The 20,672-nt window shown below is 72.7% G+C and carries 16 protein-coding genes; 8 read left to right on the top strand and 8 right to left on the bottom strand.

Going from position 1 to position 20,672, the window contains the following annotated elements:
• The first annotated feature begins 109 nt into the window (after nucleotides 1-109).
• From AC07A4_RS32745 to AC07A4_RS32735, 3 genes are all read left to right on the top strand, one after another.
• Nucleotides 110-544, top strand: coding sequence for a MarR family winged helix-turn-helix transcriptional regulator (locus tag AC07A4_RS32745; RefSeq protein ID WP_478605751.1), 435 nt, complete (start codon nucleotides 110-112; stop codon nucleotides 542-544).
• A gap of 177 nt (nucleotides 545-721) precedes the next feature.
• Nucleotides 722-3,667 carry an FAD-binding and (Fe-S)-binding domain-containing protein gene (locus tag AC07A4_RS32740; protein ID WP_478605749.1) on the top strand — a complete coding sequence of 982 codons (2,946 nt, stop codon included), beginning with the start codon at nucleotides 722-724 and terminating at the stop codon, nucleotides 3,665-3,667.
• Between the two features lie 207 nt (nucleotides 3,668-3,874).
• Nucleotides 3,875-5,335, top strand: coding sequence for a Gfo/Idh/MocA family protein (locus tag AC07A4_RS32735; RefSeq protein ID WP_478605747.1), 1,461 nt, complete (start codon nucleotides 3,875-3,877; stop codon nucleotides 5,333-5,335).
• A gap of 74 nt (nucleotides 5,336-5,409) precedes the next feature.
• Here AC07A4_RS32735 and AC07A4_RS32730 read toward each other — a convergent pair whose 3' ends face one another.
• Complete coding sequence (locus AC07A4_RS32730; RefSeq protein WP_478605745.1) at nucleotides 5,410-6,162, bottom strand: L,D-transpeptidase family protein; 753 nt, start codon at nucleotides 6,160-6,162, stop codon at nucleotides 5,410-5,412.
• Nucleotides 6,163-6,394: 232 nt separating this feature from the next.
• On the opposite strand from AC07A4_RS32730, the gene AC07A4_RS32725 reads away from it, so the two are divergent.
• Together AC07A4_RS32725 and AC07A4_RS32720 are read left to right on the top strand one after the other, a co-directional pair.
• Nucleotides 6,395-8,356: an ABC transporter transmembrane domain-containing protein gene (locus tag AC07A4_RS32725; protein ID WP_478605742.1), complete on the top strand. Its 1,962-nt coding sequence runs from the start codon at nucleotides 6,395-6,397 to the stop codon at nucleotides 8,354-8,356.
• Nucleotides 8,353-10,134: an ABC transporter ATP-binding protein gene (locus AC07A4_RS32720; protein WP_478605739.1), complete on the top strand. Its 1,782-nt coding sequence runs from the start codon at nucleotides 8,353-8,355 to the stop codon at nucleotides 10,132-10,134. Before AC07A4_RS32725 ends, AC07A4_RS32720 begins: the two co-directional genes overlap by 4 nt.
• 62 nt (nucleotides 10,135-10,196) lie before the next feature.
• Here the strand turns inward: AC07A4_RS32720 and AC07A4_RS32715 are convergent, their stop codons facing one another.
• The 7 genes from AC07A4_RS32715 to AC07A4_RS32685 form a co-directional block, all read right to left on the bottom strand.
• A complete protein-coding gene (locus AC07A4_RS32715; RefSeq protein WP_478605737.1) occupies nucleotides 10,197-11,111 on the bottom strand; it encodes a 2OG-Fe(II) oxygenase family protein in 915 nt (304 codons plus the stop codon).
• The gene (locus tag AC07A4_RS32710; protein ID WP_478605735.1) at nucleotides 11,108-11,998 is read right to left on the bottom strand and encodes a 2OG-Fe(II) oxygenase family protein; all 891 of its coding nucleotides are present in this window, start codon (nucleotides 11,996-11,998) and stop codon (nucleotides 11,108-11,110) included. The genes AC07A4_RS32715 and AC07A4_RS32710 overlap by 4 nt, the downstream gene beginning before the upstream one ends.
• Before the next feature lie 119 nt (nucleotides 11,999-12,117).
• Nucleotides 12,118-13,059, bottom strand: a complete 942-nt coding sequence (locus tag AC07A4_RS32705) for a 2OG-Fe(II) oxygenase family protein (RefSeq protein WP_478605734.1) — start codon at nucleotides 13,057-13,059, stop codon at nucleotides 12,118-12,120.
• On the bottom strand, nucleotides 13,056-14,549 hold the full coding sequence (locus AC07A4_RS32700; protein ID WP_478605731.1) for a cytochrome P450: 1,494 nt from the start codon (nucleotides 14,547-14,549) through the stop codon (nucleotides 13,056-13,058). Before AC07A4_RS32700 ends, AC07A4_RS32705 begins: the two co-directional genes overlap by 4 nt.
• Before the next feature lie 101 nt (nucleotides 14,550-14,650).
• Entirely contained in the window at nucleotides 14,651-15,631 is a 981-nt protein-coding gene (locus tag AC07A4_RS32695; protein ID WP_478605729.1) for a 2OG-Fe(II) oxygenase family protein, read from the bottom strand.
• Nucleotides 15,628-16,485: a 2OG-Fe(II) oxygenase family protein gene (locus tag AC07A4_RS32690; protein WP_478605727.1), complete on the bottom strand. Its 858-nt coding sequence runs from the start codon at nucleotides 16,483-16,485 to the stop codon at nucleotides 15,628-15,630. The genes AC07A4_RS32695 and AC07A4_RS32690 overlap by 4 nt, the downstream gene beginning before the upstream one ends.
• Before the next feature lie 297 nt (nucleotides 16,486-16,782).
• Nucleotides 16,783-17,529 carry a tRNA-dependent cyclodipeptide synthase gene (locus AC07A4_RS32685; RefSeq protein ID WP_478605724.1) on the bottom strand — a complete coding sequence of 249 codons (747 nt, stop codon included), beginning with the start codon at nucleotides 17,527-17,529 and terminating at the stop codon, nucleotides 16,783-16,785.
• An 839-nt stretch (nucleotides 17,530-18,368) separates the two neighbouring features.
• Here AC07A4_RS32685 and AC07A4_RS32680 point away from each other — a divergent pair.
• The 3 genes from AC07A4_RS32680 to AC07A4_RS32670 all read left to right on the top strand — a co-directional run bounded on the left by AC07A4_RS32680 (nucleotide 18,369) and on the right by AC07A4_RS32670 (nucleotide 20,582).
• The gene (locus AC07A4_RS32680; RefSeq protein ID WP_478605722.1) at nucleotides 18,369-19,976 is read left to right on the top strand and encodes an MFS transporter; all 1,608 of its coding nucleotides are present in this window, start codon (nucleotides 18,369-18,371) and stop codon (nucleotides 19,974-19,976) included.
• Nucleotides 19,977-20,069: 93 nt separating this feature from the next.
• Nucleotides 20,070-20,243 (top strand): hypothetical protein, encoded by a 174-nt coding sequence (locus AC07A4_RS32675; protein ID WP_478605720.1) that lies wholly within the window; start codon nucleotides 20,070-20,072, stop codon nucleotides 20,241-20,243.
• A 12-nt stretch (nucleotides 20,244-20,255) separates the two neighbouring features.
• Nucleotides 20,256-20,582, top strand: a complete 327-nt coding sequence (locus tag AC07A4_RS32670) for a helix-turn-helix domain-containing protein (RefSeq protein WP_478606245.1) — start codon at nucleotides 20,256-20,258, stop codon at nucleotides 20,580-20,582.
• Nucleotides 20,583-20,672: the final 90 nt, after the last annotated feature.

The raw sequence follows: 20,672 nt of genomic DNA, 5'->3' as shown, positions 1-20,672 counted from the left end.
GGATGCGACGGGGCGTGGCGTCGGCACCGGCGCACCGACGACGGGTTCGAGAGCATAGCTCATTGTTACCTATGCTCACAATGTACCTGGTCCTGCTAATGTTCCAGGCATGAGTTCCCCTGACCCCGACGGACTGCTGGCCGAACAGCTGCTGCGGCTGACGCGCCGACTGCACCGCATCCAGAAGCGCCATCTGGAGCCCATCGGCGTCACGCCCGCGCAGTCCCGCCTCCTGCGCACCCTCGCCCACTACGAGAGCCCGCCCCGCATGGCGGACCTGGCCCAGCGCCTGGAGGTCGTGCCGCGCGCCGTGACGAGCCTCGTCGACGGCCTGGAGGGCGGCGGCCTCGTGCGCCGCGCCCCCGACCCCACCAACCGCCGCGTCATCCGCATCGAGCTCACCGACGCCGGGCAGGACGCGCTGCGCCGGCTGCGCGGCGCGCGCCGGGCCGCGGCGGAGGACATCCTGGCACCGTTGGACACCGCCCAGCGCGCGCAGCTTGGCGGACTGCTCGACGCCCTGTTCGAGGCCCCGGATCGCTGATTCGAGGTCCCGGATCGCCGATGTGACGTCTCGGACCGCTGATTCGAAGTCCCGGATCGCCGATGTGACGTCCCGGACCGCTGATTCGAAGTCCCGGATCGCCGATGTGACGTCCCGGACCGCTGATTCAAAGTCCCGGACCGCTGATGCGAAGTCCCGGATCGCTGAGGAGAGGCCATGCCCCTGCTGGAGCCCGATCCCGAAGCACTGCGCCCCGCCCCCGACGGCCGCGAGCCGTCACCCGACCGGGTCCCGGAGGACCGGGCCACCGGCACCCCCGAGCCGCTGCGCGGCGACCTCACCGCGCTGCTCGGCGCCGACAAGGTCCTCACCAAGGTGTCCGACCTCGTCCGGTACGCCTCGGACGCGAGCCCCTACCGCTTCGTGCCGCGCGTGGTGGTCGTCGCCGAGGACATCGACGACGTGTCCGCCGTCCTGTCGTACGCCCACGGCAAGGGCCGCGAGGTCGTCTTCCGCGCGGCGGGCACGTCCCTGAACGGCCAGGCGCAGGGCGAGGACATCCTCGTCGACGTGCGCAGGCACTGGGCGGGCGTCGAGGTCGTCGACGGCGGCCTGCGGGCGCGGATCGGGCCCGGCACGACGGTCGTACGGGCGAACGCCGCGCTCGCCCGCCACGGGCGGGTCCTCGGCCCGGACCCGGCCAGCGCCGTCGTCTGCACCATCGGCGGCGTCGTCGCCAACAACGCGTCCGGCATGACGGCGGGCACCACCCGCACCGCGTACCGCACGGTGGCGTCCCTGACCTTCGTCCTCGCCTCGGGCACGGTCGTGGACACCGCGGACCCGGACGCCGACGACCTGCTCGCGCGCGCCGAACCGGCCCTGTGCGCGGGCCTGCTCGACCTCAAGCGCGAGATCGAGGCGGACGCCGCGCTCACGGCCCGCGTCCGGGCCAAGTACGAGATCAAGAACACCAACGGCTACCGCCTGGACGCCTTCCTGGACGGCGCGACGCCCGTGGAGATCCTGCGCGGTCTGATGGTCGGCTCCGAGGGCACCTTCGGCTTCATCTCCGAGGTCGTCTTCGACACGCTGCCCCTGGACCGGCGCGTCTCGACCGCCCTGCTGTTCTTCCCCTCGCTGACCGCGGCGGCCGCCGCCGTGCCGCGGTTCAACGCCGCGGGAGCGCGCGCCGTGGAGCTGATGGACGGCAACACGCTGCGCGCGTCGGTCAGCGTCGCGGGCGTCCCCGCCGACTGGGCCGGGCTCCCCAAGGACACGACGGCGCTCCTGGTGGAGTTCCGGGCACCCGACGAGAGCGCGCAGGAGGCGTACGAGGCCGCGGCCGAGGAGGTCCTTCGCGCCCTCGACCTGGTCGCCCCGGTGGCGTCGGTGACCAACGCGTTCACCCGGGAGTCGGGGGTGATCGCGGGCTACTGGACGGCGCGCAAGGCCTTCGTGACGGCTGTCGGCGGCTCCCGGCCGCCCGGGACCACGCTCATCACCGAGGACTTCGCGGTGCCTCCCGCGCGCCTCGCGGAGGCCTGCGAGGCGCTCCTCGACCTCCAGGTCCGGCACGGTTTCGACGCCGCCGTCGCCGGGCACGCCGCGCACGGCAACCTGCACTTCCTGCTCGCCTTCGACGCCGCGAAGCCGTCCGACGTGGACCGCTACGCCGCGTTCATGGACGCCTTCTGCCGTCTGACCGTCGAGCGCTTCGACGGCTCCCTGAAGGCCGAGCACGCCACCGGCCGCAACATCGCGCCGTTCCTGGAGCTCGAATGGGGGCCGAAGGCGACGGCGTTGATGTGGCGCACCAAGCAACTCATCGACCCGGACGGCGTGCTCGCGCCGCGCGTCGTCCTGGACCGCGCCCCCCACGCCCATCTGCGGGGCCTGAAGACCATCCCCACGGTGGAGGCCGTCGCGGACCCGTGCATCGAGTGCGGGTTCTGCGAACCGACCTGCCCGAGCGAGGACCTGACGACCACGCCGCGCCAGCGCATCGTCCTGCGCCGCGAGATGATGCGCCAGCCTCCCGGCTCCGGCGTCGAGGACGGCCTGGTGGAGGCGTACGGGTACGACGCCGTGGACACCTGCGCGGGCGACTCCACCTGCAAGCTGGCGTGCCCGGTCGGCATCGACACCGGCGCGCTGATGAAGTCCCTGCGCCGCGCCCGGCACTCGCCGCGCGAGGAGCGCGTCGCGGAGCTCGGCGCGCGCGGCTTCAAGGCCGTCGAGGCCTCGGCGCGGCTCGCGGTGGCGGCCGCGGCGAAGCTCGGCGACGTCGTCGGCGCCCGCGCGGCCGACCGCGCCCTGACCACCGTGACCCGCGCCGCCCGCCGCGTGGTCCGCCCCGACCTGGTCCCCGAGTGGCTGCCCCGGCTCCCCGGCGCCGCCCCCCGCCGCCTGCCGCGCACCGCCCGCGTGGGCGCCGCCGCCGTCTACTACCCGGCCTGCGTCAACCGGATCTTCGCCGCCCCCGGCGACCTGCCCCTGCCGCACGCCGTCGTCGCCGTGTCGGCGCGCGCGGGCAGGCCCGTGTGGATTCCCGACGACGTGGCCGGGACGTGCTGCGCGACGATCTGGCACTCCAAGGGGTACGAGGCGGGCAACCGCCTCATGGCCAACCGGATCGTCGAGGCCGCCTGGGGCTGGACGGCGGGCGGCGCGCTGCCGCTCGTCGTGGACGCCTCGTCGTGCACGCTCGGCATCGCGCACGAGGTCGTGCCGTATCTGACCGACGACAACCGCGCGCTGCACGAGGAGCTGAGGGTCGTCGACTCCGTCGTGTGGGCCGCCGACGAGCTCCTGCCCCGGCTCACCGTGCTGCGCACGGTGGACTCCGCCGTGCTCCATCCCACCTGTTCCATGCGGCACTTGGGCGACGAGCCGCAGCTGCGGGCCGTCGCCGAGGCGTGCGCGCGGGAGGTGGCCGTGCCGGACGACGCGGGGTGCTGCGCGTTCGCCGGGGACCGGGGGATGCTGCACCCCGAACTCACCGCGTCCGCCACGCGCGCGGAGGCGGCGGAGGTCGCCGCCCGGACCTACGACGCGTATCTGTCGGCCAACCGGATGTGCGAGGTGGGCATGGAGTCCGCGACCGGCCGACCCTACGCCTCGGCCCTCCAGGCCCTGGAGCGGGCCACGCGTCCCGTGTGAACGCGTCCTGCGTGAACGCGTCGTGTGTGAACGCGTCGTGTGTGAACGCGTCGTGTGTGAATCCGTACCGCGTGACCCCGTACCGCATGACCCCGTACCGCGTGTAAAAGTCCAACCCCCCGGCCACTTCGGCCTCTTGCGTCCCGTCCGGGCCCCCGCCAAGGTGGGCCCCGCCCAGTGACATGGCACCGTGACGACGGAGGTCCGATGCACGACGAGAACGCGACACCGGCACCCGACGAATCCACCGACGGCCACTCCCGGCGCACGGTCCTGCGCACGGCGGGGGTCGCCGGAGCCGGGCTTGGGCTCGGCGCCTTCGCGGGCGGCGGCGCCGCCCACGCGGGCCCGCAGCACGCGGAGGCGGGCGTGGCGGGGGGCGCGGCGGAGGACGCCGCGGCCGCGCCCGCCCGCAAGGGCAAGACCATGATCGGCGTCCCGTTCACCCCGCGCTCCACGGTCCGCGTCGGCATGGTCGGCCTCGGCAACCGCGGCGGCGGCATGATCGACCTGTTCCTCGCCCAGCAGGGCGTCCGCGTCGTCGCGCTGTGCGACCCGGTCAAGGACAAGGTGGCGGCCGCCGCGAAGAAGGTCGTCGCCGCGGGCCAGCCCGCCCCGGCCACGTACACCAAGGGCGAGCACGACTACGAGAAGCTCTGCGAGCGCGGCGACGTCGACTTCGTGTACGTCGCGAGCCCCTGGGAGTGGCACTTCGAGATGGCCAAGTCGGCCATGCTCAACGGCAAGCACGTCGGCGTGGAGTGCCCCATCGCGCTCCGCCTCGACCACCTCTGGGAGCTCGTCGACCTGTCCGAGCGCACCCGCAGACACTGTATGCAGCTGGAGAACTGCTGTTACGGCAAGAACGAGATGCGCGTACTGCGCATGGCGCACGCGGGCAAGTTCGGCGACCTGCTGCACGGCGCGGGCGCCTACAACCACGACCTGCGCCAGCTGATGTTCGACCCCGACTACTACGAAGGCCCCTGGCGCCGCCTGTGGCACACCCGGCTGCGCGGCGACCTGTACCCGAACCACGGCTTTGGTCCCGTAGCCAACTACATGGACGTCAACCGCGGCGACCGCGCCACGCACATCTCCAGCTTCGGCACCCCCGCGCTCGGCCTGGCCGAGTACCGCAAGGAGCACATGCCGCCGGGCGACCCGAGTTGGAAGGAGACGTACATCGAGAGCGACCGCACCATCAGCCTGGTGCAGACCGCGAAGGGACGTGTCATCCGCCTCGAGCACGACGTGTCCACGCCCCACCCCTACAGCCGCGTCAACAGCCTCGGCGGCACGAGGGGCGTCTTCGAGGACTACCCGGCCCGCATCTACATCGAGCCGGACCACACGGACGACCGCTGGGGCGACTTCTCCAAGTACGCCACGGAGTTCGACCACTGGCTGTGGAAGGAACACGCCAATCCGCCCGGCGGCCACGGCGGCATGGACTACCTGATGGTGTTCCGCCTCATGCAGTGCGTGCGGCTCGGCCTCGTCCCCGACTTCGACGTGTACGACGCGGCGACGTGGACCGCGCCGGTGCCGCTCAGCCACGCCTCCATCAAGGCCAAGGGCGCGCCCCAGGAGATCCCGGACTTCACCCGGGGCGGCTGGAAGAAGGCCCGCCCGGGAGTGGACTCGGAGAAGCCGAAGGAGTCCTGACGCGGTCCTGGAAGGAGTCCTGGAAGGAGTCCTGACGCGGTCCTGAACGAGCGGGCGCGTGACCGGGGCGGTTCTCAGGACTTGAGAGCCGCCCTGTCCCCCATCACCACCACCGGACGCAGCTTCGGATCGAGCGTGCGCAACAGGTACCGCATGCCGGACTTGGACAGGCTCACACAGCCCGACGTGCCGCTCCCGTGGTCCATGTGCAGCCAGATGCTGCCGCCCTTGGCCTGCCCCTCGGGGCGCGCCGGGTCGTTCGGCGGGGTGCCCTTGACGCGGTTGTAGTCGATGGCGACGACGTAGTCGAAGTCGTGCCAGTGCGTCTTCGGCCAGTAGTGCGGCGCCTGGAGGGACGCGGTCCGCGTGTACGGGAGCCCGGCCCCGGGGTCGGGGTCGGCGAGGACGCCGCCCGCGTCGCTGAGCGTGAACACGCCGACGGGGCTGCGCTTGTCGCCCTCCCGGTGGTCGGGCGTCCAGCCCTTCTTGCCGTTGTGGCCGGGCCAGCTCTTCGTCTTCTTCCAGGTGGCGCCGGTCTTGGCACTGGTCTTGGTGAACAGCACGACCGTGGCCTTCGCCGAGTCGGCGCCCTCTCCGTAGACGGCCACGACCTGGCGCGCGTTCTTCGGGATGCGGGACTGGAGGCGGTCGCCGACGTCCGGGATGCGCTTGAGGTCGGCGGCGGGGCGGGCCGCCGGGCGTCCGCCCCCGTCGCGCGCGGGGCGTGACGCGTCCCCCTCGTCGTCCTTCGCGCCCCCGCACGCGGTCAACAGGACCGCGCCGACGGCGGCCACGGCCGCCGTTCGCACCACACCGTCTCTCCGCATGCGCCCCATCGTCGCACCGGCCCTGGCGGCACCCCGGCGGCGGGCCCCCGCTCGCCACAGGAATGGCCGACTCTTTGCCCGGACCCGGAAAATCGTTTGCTTCGAGCCACCGTACGAGGTGAACCTTGCACGGTTTGTTACCGCCGTACGGCCGCCGCCCCGCTGCCGCCGCGCGCCCGTCGCTCCGAGCACGACCGCTCTGGGTACCACCGCTTCCGACTGCTGGGACGTCATGCAGATTCGTGATCTTCCATACGCCGATCCGGGCACCCCGGACGTCCGCTCCGGCGCCCGCTTCCTGCTGTGGCTCGGCCGAAACCAGCTGGGCGGCCAGCTCAAGTCGCTGGGCTGGGGTCTGCTGCACTTCCTCGGCATCGCCGCGCTGCCCTACATGGTCGGCCTCGCCGTCCAGGCCGTCATCGACGGTTCGGGCGCCCGGCTCGCCCTCGCGGGCGGCGTGATCCTGCTCGCGGGAGTCGCCGTCGCGGCGGGCGACACCATGCTGCACCGCACCGCCGTCACCAACTGGATCACGGCGGCGGCCCGGGTGCAGCAGCTGCTCGCCCGCAAGACCGCCCGGCTCGGCTCCGCGCTCACCCGCCGCGTGGCCGCCGGTGAGGTCGTCGCGGTCTCCACCGGGGACGTCGAGAAGATCGGCTGGTTCGTGGAGGCCCTGTCCCGGTTCGCGGCGGCGGCCCTGACCGTCCTCGCGGTCTGCGTGGGCCTCGCGGTGTACCAGCCCGCGCTCGGCGTCGTCGTCGCCATCGGCATCCCCGTCCTTGCCGTCGCCGTGCTCCCGCTGCTGCCGCGCGCGACGCGGCGGGCGGACGTGCAGCGCGAGAAGGCAGGACGCGCCACCGAGCTGGCCTCGGACACCGTCGCGGGCCTGCGGGTGCTGCGCGGCATCGGCGGCGAGGAGCTGTTCCTCGAGCGCTACCGCGGCGCCTCCCAGGAGGTGCGCGTGGCCGCCGTACGCAGCGCGCGCATGTGGGCGGTGATCTCCGCCGTCCAGGTGCTGCTGCCCGGCCTGCTGCTGATCGCGCTCGTCTGGTACGGCGTGCACCTGGCCCGCGAGGGCCGCATCACGGTCGGCGAACTGGTCACCGTGTACAGCGCGGTGATGCTCCTGAACTATCCGCTGCGCCACTTCGAGGAGATCGCCATGGCGTACTCCTTCTCGCGGCCGTCCGCGAAGCGGGCGGCGCGGGTGCTCTCGCTGGAGCGGGTGACGGGGTCGGACGTTCCTGAGGGTGCGGAGGGTGCGGAGGGTGCGGAGAGTTCGCGGGGCGCGGAGGGCGCTGAGGGCACGGCGCGTACAGCGCGTACGGTCGGCGCGGGGGGCGCGGACGGGCCGCCCGCCGGGGACCTGTGCGACCCGGCCACGGGCCTGCTCGCCCCGGAAGGCCGGTTCACGGCCGTCGTCTGCGGCGACCCGGACGCGGCCGGGCGGCTCGCCGAACGCCTCGGCGGGCACCCGGCGTTCGACACGGACCTGCCGTCGGTGCGCCTCGGCGGCGTACCGCTCGACGCGCTGCCGCTCGACACCGCCCGCACGGCCGTCCTCGTCCAGGACAAGGACCCGGTGCTGCTGTCCGGGACGCTGGGCGCGCTGCTCGACGTCCCGGCGTCCGGCGCGGTCGCCGCGTCGCGCGCCCTTGCCGCCGCGCAGTGCGCCGACGTCCTGGACGCGCTGGTGCAGGGCTCCGTGGCCGACGATCCGATGGAGGCCCATCTCACCGAGCGCGGGCGCTCGCTGTCCGGCGGCCAGCGTCAGCGCCTGGCCCTCGCCCGGTCGCTGGTCACCGATCCGCGGGTGCTTGTCCTTGACGAGCCGACGTCGGCCGTGGACTCCCACACCGAGGCCCGGATCGCGGACGGCCTGCGCGAGCTGCGCGCGGGCCGCACGACGGTGGTGCTCACCTCGTCGCCGCTGGTCCTGGACCGGGCCGACCAGGTGGCGTTCCTGCACGACGGCGAGGTCCTCGCGGTCGGCACGCACCGCGAGCTCGTGGCCGCGCAGCCGCGCTACCGGGCGGTCGTGACGCGCGAGACCGACGAGGAGGCGGCGGCCGATACGGCGGCCGATGAGGCCGCGCACACGAAGGCCGACGACGGCCGGGACGGCGAACCGGCGCGCATGCGCGTGCCCGCGCACACCACCGACACCAGCATCGACATCGAGGAGACGGCATGATCGGCCTGGCGCCACCGGAGTACGACCCGGCGGCACCGACGACGGCGGAGACGCTGCCCGTGGGCGCCCCGGCGACGGTCCGGGCCTATGTGGGCGAGCTGCTGCGGCGCCACCGCGGGGCCTTCGTCCTGCTGGTCGTGGTGAACACGCTCGCCGTGGTGGCGTCCATGGTGGGCCCCTACCTCCTCGGCGGGCTCGTCGAGGACGTGGCGGACGACGCCCGCGAGCTCCCGCTGGGGCGCGTCGTGGCCCTGTTCGCGCTCGCCCTGGTCGTGCAGGCCGTCTTCGTGCACCAGGTGCGGCTGCGCGGCGCGATGCTCGGCGAGCGGATGCTGGCGGACCTGCGGGAGGACTTCCTGGTCCGCTCGGTCGGCCTGCCGCCGGGCGTCCTGGAGCGCGCGGGCACCGGCGACCTGCTGTCGCGCATCACCACCGACATCGACCGGCTCGCCAACGCGATGCGTGAGGCCGTGCCGCAGCTCGCCATCGGCGTGGTGTGGCTCGGCCTGCTCGTGGGCGGGCTCGTCGTGACCGCGCCGCCGCTGGCGCCCGCGCTGCTCGTGGCCGTACCGCTGCTGGTCGTCGGCTGCCGCTGGTACTTCAAGCGGGCGCCGTCGGCCTACCGTTCGGAGGCCGCGGGGTACGCCGCCGTGGCGGCGGCGCTCGCCGAGACCGTCGACGCGGGCCGCACGGTGGAGGCGCACCGGCTCGGCGCGCGCCGCGTCGCGCAGTCGGAGCAGCGGATCAAGGAGTGGACGGCCTGGGAGCGGTACACGCTCTACCTGCGGTCGGTCCTCTTCCCCGTCATCAACGCCACCCACGTCACGGTGCTGTTCTCGGTGCTGATGATCGGCGGTGTGTTCGTCCTGCAGGGCTGGATCGGCGTGGGCCAGCTGACGACGGGCACGCTGATCGCGCAGATGCTCGTCGACCCGCTCGGCATCATCCTGCGCTGGTACGACGAGCTCCAGGTGGCCCAGGTGTCGCTGGCCCGGCTCGTGGGCGTGCGCGACATCGAGCCGGATGCCGGGGACGCCTCGGTGGTGCCGGACGGGCGCGACGTCCACGCCGACGACGTGCACTTCGGCTACCGCGCGGGCGTCGACGTGCTGCGCGAGGTGTCGCTGGCCGTGGAGCCCGGCTCGCGCGTCGCGCTCGTCGGTCCCTCGGGCGCGGGCAAGTCCACGCTCGGCAGGCTGCTGGCGGGGATCTACGGCCCGCGCACGGGCCGCGTGACGCTCGGCGGCGCCGAGCTGGCGCGGATGCCCGCGGAGGACGTCCGCGCGCACGTGGCGCTCGTCAACCAGGAGCACCACGTGTTCGTGGGGTCCCTGCGCGACAACCTGCGGCTCGCCCGCGCCGGTGCGGGGGACGCCGAGCTGTGGGCGGCGCTCGGCGCCGTCGACGCGGACGCGTGGGCGCGGGACCTGGAGGAGGGCCTGGACACGGAGGTCGGCTCGGGCGGTCTGAACCTCACGCCCGCACAGGCCCAGCAGATCGCGCTGGCCCGGCTCGTCCTCGCCGACCCGCACACGCTGGTCCTGGACGAGGCGACGTCGCTCCTCGACCCGCGCGCGGCCCGCCACTTGGAGCGCTCCCTCTCGCGGGTCCTGGAGGGCCGCACGGTGGTCGCCATCGCCCACCGGCTGCACACCGCGCACGACGCGGACGTCATCGCCGTGGTCGAGAACGGCCGCATCAGCGAGCTCGGCGGCCATGACGACCTGGTGCGCGCGCAAGGGGCGTACGCGGCGCTGTGGAAGTCCTGGCACGGGTGACGCCGTGCGGTGGTGGCCCGCGACGGTGCGGCTGGGGCCGTGCGGCCGGGGCCACCACCGCCTCAGTACAGCCCTTGGGTGTCGTTCTTGTAGGTGTTGTCGAGGATGTCGTCGAGGAAGGTGTCGAAGCCCCTCTCCAGGCGGAGCCCCGTGTCTGGTTCGTAGGTGAACAGGCCGGGGCAGATGCCGGCGTCAAGGCTGCTGTCGACGAACAGGGCGTAGGAGAAGCGGTCGGGTTTCGCGCCGTCCGTGGGCGGCTGGCGCACCACGCGGTGGGCGACCGCGGCGACCGGGGTCGCCGTGGAGCGGGTCAGGATCTCCAGCGCGCAGCCGAAGTTGACGATGAAGGTGCCCGGGAGCGGGTCGATGGGCAGCCAGTCGCCGTCGCGGTCCACTTCCAGGCCGCGTTCGGTGGAGCGCAGGACCGTGACCCAGCCGGAGTCCTTGTGGGTGTTCAGGCCGCGCGCGGCCACTTCGGGGCGGAAGTGGTTGAAGGTGAGGGTGTGTGTCCCGTGACCGGTGAGGCTGTGCCCGGTGGCCTCGTCCCACAGCTCGCGCGGCAGGTCCAGGCGGGCGAGCACCGCGCGCTGCACGTCGAGGGCGAAGTCCCGCATGCGCCGGGCCTGGTCGGCGAGCGCGCGCGGGTAGACGCGGTCCCAGTGGGCGCTCGCCAGGAAGAACTGCTCGGTCTGGTCGGCGTCGCGGCGGAAGTAGCCCTGGTGGCGGCCGAGGTCCTCGGCCGTCCAGCGCTGGAAGCCGCGGTAGGGGTCGTCGCCCGCGGGTTGGTAGAAGGAGCGGGCGAAGCGGTCCCCCGCGTCCAGGTCGATGCCCGGGGGCCTGCGCACGTAGAAGAAGCCGTCCCGCAGCGCGTGCCGCAGGCCGTCGCGGCCGGTGAACAGCAGCTCTCCGTCCCGCAGTTCGGCCAGTTGCCAGTCCTTGGGCGCGGCGGTCGCCGGGTGTCCCGTCGCGGTGCTCATACCCGGGAGTGGAACGCGTAGCCGAGCTTGCCCGCCTTCTCCACGGAGAACTCGCGGAAGCCCTGGTACGGGCGCAGGGTGCCCTCGGTGTCGTACTGGTACAGGTCCATGTCGTAGCGGGGCCCCATGTAGACGGTGAACGAGGAGCGGTCGGGGGCGCCCGCTTCGGGGCGCAGTTCGGGCACCCGGTGGTAGACGGCGGTGACCGGGCGCGCCAGTTTCCTCGTCAGGACCCTGAAGGCGTCACCCAGGTTGACGGTGAAGTGCCCCGGGCGCTCGCGGACGGGAAGCCAGCGGCCCTCGTGCAGGATCTCGTAGCCGGGCTTGTCGGTGCAGATGGTGGTGATGAAGCCGCTGTCGGAGTGTTCGACGATCCCGGCGCGGTCGCTGAGGCCCGCGCGGTAGTGGTTGACGGTGGTGTAGCACAGGCCGGTGTCGCGGCGGGCGCCGCCGGTGATCAGCTCGCGGTCGTCCACGGGCACGCCCGCCGCGTCGAAGACACCGTCCAGGACGTCCAGGGTGAGGGCCTTCATGCGGCGCAGGACCGCGGTCACCTCGTCGGGCAGGTAGTCCTGCCACAGGAAGCTCTCCAGCTGGAGCTGCTCGACCTGGTCGGGCCGGTCCTCGTAGCCGAGCTTCGAGGCGGGGTGGCCGTGCTCTCGGTGGCCGCGGTGGCGGTCGTCCGGGCCGTCGGCGGGCCGGTAGAAGCTGCGGCAGAAGGCGAGGCCCGCACTGACGTCGAGGCCGTCGGGGACGGCCAGGTGGAACGCGCCGAGCCGCAGCGCCTCGTGTGCGGCGCCCGGTGTGGCGAAGCGCAGCCGTCCGGCGTCGACCTCGGCCGCGGGCAGGGTGAGGTGGGTGTCTTCGCTTGCGGTGTCCGTCGTCATGGTGCGGCTCTCCTGGCTCGGGGGGTCACTGCGCCTGCCTGGTGCGCGCGGCGCTCACAGGGCGCCGGTGTCGTCATGTCGCCATAGGGGGCTGGCTTCTTCGTAGAGCGCTGATTTCGTCACAGGGCTCCGGTGTCGTCATAGGTGCGGCTCACCTCCTGGACGGCGAACTCCGCGACCGACTGCAGGGGGCGCGCGACGCCGCCTTCGAGCCGGTACACCGTGCCGTCGAGCGTGGAGTCCAGGAAGGTCACGTACGAGAAGCGGTCGGGGCGGCCCGGGGGCCGCTCGGTGGCGACCACTCCGTGCACGTTGGCGCGGACGGGCCGGGGCAGCCGCTCGGTGAGGACTTCCAGGGAGCTGCCAAAGTTCACGACGAAGTGGCCGGGCTCGGGGTCGATCGCGCCGAGCTTCCCGTCGACCAGGGCGAGCAGGCCGGGTTCGACGGAGCGCAGCACCGTCACCCAGCCCGAGTCGCGGTGGAACTTGCAGCCGCGGGCGGCCCGCTCGGAGCGGAAGTGGTTGAAGGCGAGCATCTGGTGGCCGCGGTCGTCCGTGAGCCCGCCGGACACCTCGGCCCACAGGTGCCGGGGGACGTCCAGGTGCCGCAGGACGGCCCGCAGGACGGCGACGCCGAGCCCGGTCATGCGGCGCCCGAGCGCGGCGACCTCGTGGGGCAGCAGCGCCCAGTTGGCCTTCTCCAGGTAGAAGTTCTCCCACTGGTCGTGCGGCCGGTCGAAGTAGCCCTGGTACGTGCCGGGTGCCTGGAGGTCCCGGTAGCCGCGGTAGCGGTCCAGGGCGTCCCCGGCCGGGTCCTCGTGGAAGTGCGTGGCGAACCGGTCCCCGGCCGCGGTGTCGAGGTCACCGGGGACGCGCAGCAGGAAGAAGCCCTGCGCGAGGGCGCGGTCGAAGCCGTCGGCCCGCTCGAAGACCAGCTCGTCGCCGTCGATCCTGGACCGTTCCAGGGCGATCGGCGGGTAGGCGGCGCGCGCCTCGTGCTCGCCGGGCATGGGCGGCAGGCTGACCGGGGACCGGACCGTCTCGGACTCGAAGCCGCTCATGGGGTGCTCTCCCTGTCGCGCTGGACGGTGAGGGTGCCGGGCCGCGCCGGACGCGGCATGGAGGCGTGCCGCCGCAGGCTCAGGTCGGCGTCCTCCAGACGGACGGTGTAGTGCCCGTACAGCACCTCCAGGACCAGCGACTGCATCCGTACGGAGAACAGCCTCCCGGGGCACTTGCGGGGGTTCCGGGCCGTGTTGACCATGCTGAACGAGTTGATCTCGTACCGGCTCCGGGAGAGCAGCGAGGCCACTGTCTCCCGTTCCGAGCGGGCGATCGCCGCGATGTTGGCGGGCGCGAAGCGGCACGGTTCGGGGAACAGGGCGGGGTCGCGGTTGGCCTGCCGCCGGTCGAGCCACAGCATGGTGCCCGCCGGGACGGTCACGGCGGCGCCTTGGTGGCGCAGCGTGAAGGGTTCGGTGGTGCGGCGCCACAGGGCGCTGGGGTTGCTGCCGCCGAGGCGGACCGCCTCCAGGACCGCGAGGTCGATCACGGACGGCGCCGCCCCGGTGCGCGGGCGGCCGCCGCGCCGGGCGGCGGCGGTGACGGCGGCCTTCACCTCCGGTGCCGACTCCACGTATCCGATCGCCCACATCAGGCTCAGGGCCGTGGTGTCGTACGTCGCCACGATGAGGGTGCCGAGTTCCTTCACGCGGGCGGCGTCCAGGCCCGCGACGGCCGCGCGTGTGAAGGGCTCGCGCCACAGGGCGAAGCAGCGCCGGACGAGGTTGGACGCGGGCGCAGCGGCCAGGGCGTCGAAGTTGGCGGTGAGCAGGTCGCGCACGAAGGGGACGATGACGTCGAACTCGCGCATCGCGCGCGGGTTGTCGTTGGCGATGACGTCGGACGCCAGGTCGAAGAAGCCGCGGACGACGCCGCCGTACTCCGCCGAGTCCAGGTACTCCGGCAGCGGCCGCTGGGTCAGGTCGAGGACGCCGGGGATCATGCTGTCTACGTAGGCCGTGAGGGTCAGCGCGAACTCGTCGAGCGGGGTCGGGCGTCCGGCCGCGCGGGTGAGGTGATCGGCGGTGTGGCGGCGGACGGCGGGCTCCAGGGCCGCGACGAACGTGCCGCTGCCGAGGGAGCGTTCGACGGCTGCCCGCTTGGCGGGGCGGTCCGGGTGGTCGTGGGGCAGGGATCCCATGAAGTCGCCGAACAGCTCGCGGTTGGCGTCGGTGGAGGGCGCCAGGGCCTCGTCGCCGATCAGCGCGGTGTTGGTGATCTGGTACAGGGCGAGCCGCTCCCCCATCCAGAACGTGCACAGGCCGCCGTTGTCCTCGGCGCGGGCGCTGATGCCGGAGGCGCGGAAGTACTCCGACGCGGGCTCGCCGCGCACCACGGTGGCCTCATGAAACGCCGGGGCGTGGCCGTGCAGCCTGCTGGGGCCCCTGTGGTGGGCGACGACTCCGGGGAAGGGAGCGTCGGGCCCTTGCGGCAGGGGCACCTCGCGTGGTGGGCGCGGGGTGGGGCGGTCGCCTGCCGAGCGAGGCATGTCGTCTGTCGAGCAGGACGTGTCGTCTGTCGAGCGGGGGATGTCATCTATCGGGAGGGGCACGTCGCTTGTCGAGAGGCTCACGTCGCCGGTCGGGAGGGTCATGCGGCATCGCCTCCGCTCGGGGCGGTCGAGGGGTGGGGGGTTCGGGTGCCGGGCCCGTCACTCGGGTGCGCGCCGCCGGATGCCCCGGCGGACGCGGCGGCGTGTGTGATCCCGAAGTCGGCGTGCCGGTCGGACCACGTGCGCGCGTTGAACTCCCGCAGGAAGTCCGCGGAGTCGCGCACGGCCTCGGCGGAGCCGTCGGGGCGCATCTGGTACAGCTCGCCAGTGGCGGGCGGGTTGGCGAACGCCGCGAAGGAGAAGCGGTCCGCGGCGCCGGGCTCCGGAGTGCACCGCCTGACCCGGTGGAGGATGGCCCGCACCGGGCGCGGCAGGGCGGCGGTGAGCAGTTCGAAGGCGCCGCCGAAGTTCACCACGAAGTGGCCGGGGACGGGGTCGACGGGCACCCACGCGCCGTCGACAGCTGCCTCAAGGCCCGGTTCCTCGTTGTAGAGGACCGTCACGAAGCCGGTGTCCTTGTGCGGGGCGCAGCCCAGTTGGGCCCGCTCGGAGCGGTAGTGGTTCGCCGCGAACCAGTGGGTGCCACGGCCGTCGACGGCGCCGCCGGTGACCTCGTGCCACAGGGCCGGGTCGACGCCGAGCTCGGCCATCGCAGACCGCAGCACCAGCAGCGTCAGCTCGCCCATCCGCTCGGTCATGGCGCGAAGCGCGGGCGGGAAGTGCCGGGCGCGCCCGGGGGCGTCGACGAGCAGGTGCTCGGTCTGGAAGTGCTCCCGGTCGAAATAGATGTCCTCCAGCGCGCTGAAGCCGCGGTAGGGCCGGGTGGCGTCGGGGCCGTCGTCGGGCGGGCGGTAGAACTCGCGGCACAGGGTGATGCCGGGTCCGGCGTCGAACCCGGCGGGAACGGCGAGCAGGAAGCAGCCGTCGCGCAACGCGCGCGTCAGGCCGCCCCGGCCGTCGAAGGCCAGCCGGGTCCCGTCCACGGCGGCGCGCTGGAGCACCATCGCCGGGGCCGTCATCGGCTCCTGCCTTCCGGGGGCGTGGCGTCCGGGGCTTCAGTGCCCGCGTAGATCTCGTAGTCGTTCTCGTCGATGAGTTCGCGCGAACCGCAGACGCGCTCCAGGCCGACGCCGTGGACGTAGCGGAAGATGCCCTCGTCGTCACCGGGCAGGCAGCCGCTGGAGCTGAAGTGCCCGAAGCTGGTGCGGTCCTCCTCCTGGCGTGCGACCCGGTGCATGATCGCGGCCACGGGCATGCGGCTGCCCGCGGTCAGGATCTCCATGGACAGGCCGAAGTTGACGATGAAGCAGTCCGGGGCGGCCGGCACGGTCTCCCAGTGCGTGTCCCGGCTGACCTCGAGGCCGGGCGTGGTCGTGCGCAGCACGGTCAGGAAGCCGTCGTCCTTGTGGGAGCTGAGCCCGATGTCCTCGCGCGCGGGCCGGTAGTGGTTGAACGTCAGGTGGTACGAGCCCGCCGCCCGCGCGCAGCCGCCGGTGGCGCGCGGCCAGTCCCGCTCGGGGATGCCCACGTGGGAGAGCACGGAGCACAGCACCCGCCGGGAGAGCCGGGTGAGCGCCTCCCCGAGCTCGGTGATCTCCCGTGGATACGTACCGGGCCAGAACCGGCGTTCCAGAAGGAACTGTTCGATCTGGTTGACCCGCTGGTGGAAGCCGAGCAAGGGGTCACCGAAGCGGTCGCTGCGCAGGTCCCGAAACCGGCCGTACGGGGTGGCGGCGGGGCCCTCGTGGAACTGCCGGGCGAAGGTGTCTCCCGCGGACACGTCGAGGTCGTCGGGGATCTCCAGGAGGAACACGCCATCGCGGAACGCGCGGTTGCGCGCCGCGGAGCCCCCGAAGTCCAGCCCCTCGTCCATGCATCGGGCCCTCTCGAGCTGCGCCACACAGAGGGCGAGCTGGTCGGGCGAGCGTTTCGCGTAGACGTCTCGGTATATCTTGCCGCGCCGTATTTCAGGTACGGAGTAACGGTTCCCGAAGGCGGGTCCGCTGTACCCGGACGGCACTCCACCGCCCCCAAACGGTATCTCGCTGCCCCCGGGTGAGGCCTTTCCGGGCGGCGGTCCGTCGTTCCCAGGCGGAGGCGCACTGCCATCATAGCGCTCCCCGCCGCCTTGGGGCGCAGGGCCGTGGGCTTCGAATGCCGAGCTCACCATTCACCGGCCTTTCAGATGGAGGGACACCACGACGAGTTCACGCAATTCATCAGGCGCACCCGGATGCACACCCTTCGCGATTTCGGACAGCGTGCTGAACGACCCCGGATAGACCATCACCGGAAGGCCGCGCCGCTGGAGGCAGGCGAAGACGGCGAACTCCTCAAGGAAGTAGTCACTCGACATCCGAATCCGCTCGTCGAGATCGGCCGCGCTGATCCCTTCGGCCCGCTTTCGGTGGTAGGAACGGCCGAACGCCTCGACCGACGCACGGAACTCGTCGTCCTCGTCGAAGAACGCCCGCAGTTTGCCGTGAAACTCCTCATAGTCACCCCAGTTCTGCACCTCACCGCAGGTCAACAGGGTGAACTCGGTCGCGTCACGGTACTCGGCGAAGACCTCCACCGAGTCCCTCTCGAAACAGCGACCCAGTTCCAGAGCCCGCTCGCGAGCCGCCTCGGGTGCCATCCCTTGGGTCGACTGCAACGTGATGCGGTGGATGCTGTCCCCCACGAGCACCGTGCAGCGAGAGAATCTCCGGGAGATCCACTTGACCATGCTCGTGAGCTTGGGCGTGGTGAAGTTGCTGTTCTCAAGGCTGACGCCGAGAAAACAGGTTTCGTATCGCTCAAACGTACCCCTGCTCGACTCCGGTGAGACGGAGGCGATTTCGGCCTTGTAGCGCGTCCTGCGGGTCGGCGCCTGTCGCCTTCCGGGCGCGATCAGCTGCTGCGCGTCTAACGACATCACATCCGCCTGAGTTCGTGGGAAGCAGTGCAGGAATTACTGGTAACGAGGCTCGCCGCGAGATACCCGCACCCCTGGATCCACTCCAGCGGGCGCCACGGAAAACGCCTGGCGACTGCCCTTCCTATGCCGCAGGAAAGTACTAACAGGAGGTTGAAGCGGCAGCCAACACCCCGGGGTTCGATTCAGGCCGCAGCAGTCAAGGAGGTGGACTTTCCCCGCCCGTCGCGACAACACCCCAGGCCCGAGTAGGTGTAGGTGGCACGAAGGCGCCATCAACGAGCGGCGCCTGCCATCGGGCACCACAGGTGGTGAGGGAGCGGTGGCACCGCGTGGTGCCGCGTGGCACTACGGAGGCTCCTGAGACAGATGGACACCGCGAGAGTCATGCTTTGGCCATAGCTTTGACCTGGGAATTCCCCACCCTCTCCAGCCCACCTCACCCCGCCGCGACAGTCGAACCCGGGACCACCCCGACCCGACCGGCGACCATCAGCGCGGCGTCCCCCTCACCCCTCTCCTTGATGGCCGAAACGAGGCACTCACAGCGCAACCCATCCCGCTTTGACCGCATTTGAGGGGCGCGGATGCCTAACGCTCGACAGAGCCGCCGCAGGGTTGGCAAGGCCATCGGCGTCCGTTACGGTGATGTTGCTCCGGCCGCGCACCACACGGCGTCACCGTGAGCGTTCCTGAGGTCTTGAGGCCAGCCCCTCTCCCCCCGGCGCCTCCCTCACTCGGCTTCTCTCTTCCCTCCCTTCCCCCTCTGGCAGCCATGCCCCCTGTTGCGGGCACTCTCGGGCTGCGCACTCTCCCCCTGCCACACCAGCACCAGCGACGTGTCGACCGTCGACCGGCTCTCCCAGCCGACGGCCGCGCCCGCCGCACGGCAGTACACCCGCACGGCGCGACGAGGAAAGGCAGGACAGGACCGTGAGGACCACGAGGGCGGTGAGCACCGCGAGGACGGCGGGGACCGCGACCACCGCGGGGGCCGCGAGGCCCGCAGAGACCGCGAGGCCCGCCACAGCCGCAGGGACGAGGAGGCCCAGGCCATGACGCAGGAGGTCGGGACCGCGAGGCCGACGCCGTTCGCCACCCGGCGGTGGGCGCTCATCGCCATGTCCGTGGGAGTGTTCTGCATCCAGCTCGACTCCTTCGGGCTGAACCTCGCGCTGCCGCGCATCGGCCGCGACCTCCACGCCGGAGGCGACGGCCTGCAGTGGGTGATCAGCGCCTACCTGCTGTCCACCGGCACCCTGATGCTCGGCGCGGGCCGCCTCGGCGACCTGTTCGGACGGCGTCGGCTCCTGGTCACCGGGCTCGCCCTGTTCGGAGCGTCGTCCCTGGTCTGCGCCCTCGCCACGACCCTGCCCGTCCTCGTCGGCGCGCGGGTGGCACAGGGCGCCGGAGCCGCCATGATCATGCCGGTGGGCCTGTCGCTCCTGACCAACGTCTACCCGCGCGAACTGCGCGGGCGCGCCACCGGCCTCGCCCTCGGCATCGGCGGCATCGCCACCGCCTGCGGCCCTTTCATCGGCGGCGCCCTGACCGAGACGGTGTCCTGGCGGGCGATCTTCTGGCTCAACGTCCCCCTCGCCGTCCTCGGCGCCGTCTGCGCCTGCCGCACCGCCGAGAGCTACGACTCCGGCGCCTCCCGCACCGTCGACTGGGGCGGCCTGCTCACCGCCACGGCCGCGCTCGCGGCACTGAGCGTCCTCATCGACCGCGGGGCCGCGTGGCAGTGGCCCGTCGTCCTGGCCGGGGCCTTCGCCGTGGCGGCGCTCCTGGCCCTGTTCGTCCGGCGCGAACGCGTCGCCCCGCACCCCCTCGTCAAGCTGACGCTGTTCCACAACGGGCCCTACATGGCGCTCACCCTCGCGGGCGCGGCCGCCAACACCGCCACCGTGATGTTCCTGTTCGTCGTCCCCCTCACGCTCCAGGGGCAGTGGGACCTCTCCGTCTCCGCCGCCGGCGCCGCGTTCCTCGCCCCCGCCCTCGCCATGGCCATCGCGGGACCCCTCGCCGGGCGCGTGCCGTCGTCGGCCGCCGTGCGACTGATGCTGCTCTGCCTCGGCTCGGGCGCTCTCGTCCTCGCGGCGCTCTCCGTCGCGTCTTCCCTTCCCGTCTTCCTCATCACGGCCACCGCGGGCGGCGCCGTCCTCGGCGTGGCCAACGCCCTCACCCTCATCTCCACCCAGGCAGTCATCCGCCCCGAACGTGCCGGTGAGGCCTCCGGCGTCACCAAGACCGTCATCACCGTCGCGGCAGGCCTGGGTGTGGGCCTCGCCGGAGCCGTCACCAGCCAGGACCACGGCGTGGGCGCCGAAGCCGCCTCCGATGCCGCCCTGCGCATCACGGCCGCGGGATGCCTCGCCGTGTGCTTGCTCCTCGGGGGGTGGGTCGGCGCCCGGGAGCGGCGGGGGGAGCCCTCGCGACCCACGTGATGGCGGGCGACTCGTGTCTTTCCGCGTGCCCTCGGGCCGGACGGCACCGAGACGCGCGCCGCCTTCGACGCCGCCATGGCCGCCATGACCGCCATGACCGCCATGACTGTCGAGGCCGCCATGACCGCCGAGGCCGTCGTGGCCTCCCGCCGCATGGTCACCGCCACGCACCGCGAAGGCGGCCTGGCCCCATGCGCCGTGCCACGGGCGCCCGCCACCGCGCGCACCCCGGGCCCTGCCCCCGGCCTTACCCCGGCCCTCGCTTGAGCGTCGCGTCACATCCGCAAGCCCCTGGCCATCGGGCGGCTCGCCGACCGCGCGGCCATGAGCACCCGTACGTTCAGCCGTCACTCCGCCCGCGAGACGGGGCTCACCTCGCTGCGCTGGCTCATCCGGCAACATCTCGCCCGGGCGCGCGAGCTCCCGGAGACCACGGGCCTGCCCGTCGACGCCGTCGCCGAGCGCACCGGCTTCAGCACCGGCACCGGCAATGTCCTGCGGCGGCACCTCCACCGCCGACCCGGCACCACGCCGACCGCCGACCGGTGGAAGTTCGGGCCGGGCCGACCGCCCCCGGCCGCCGCCCCCAGACCCGTCGGCCCCTAGGCCCTGTCGTCAAAGTGATCTTGGGTTGTGGATCATGGGGTGGTGATACGCCGCCATGAACTGTCCGATGCCGAGTGGGAACTCGTGCAG

Source organism: Streptomyces sp. NPDC043996, assembly GCF_056435225.1.
The sequence above is the reverse complement of the archived record's forward strand: the minus strand, read 5'-3'. Positions and strand labels throughout refer to the sequence as shown.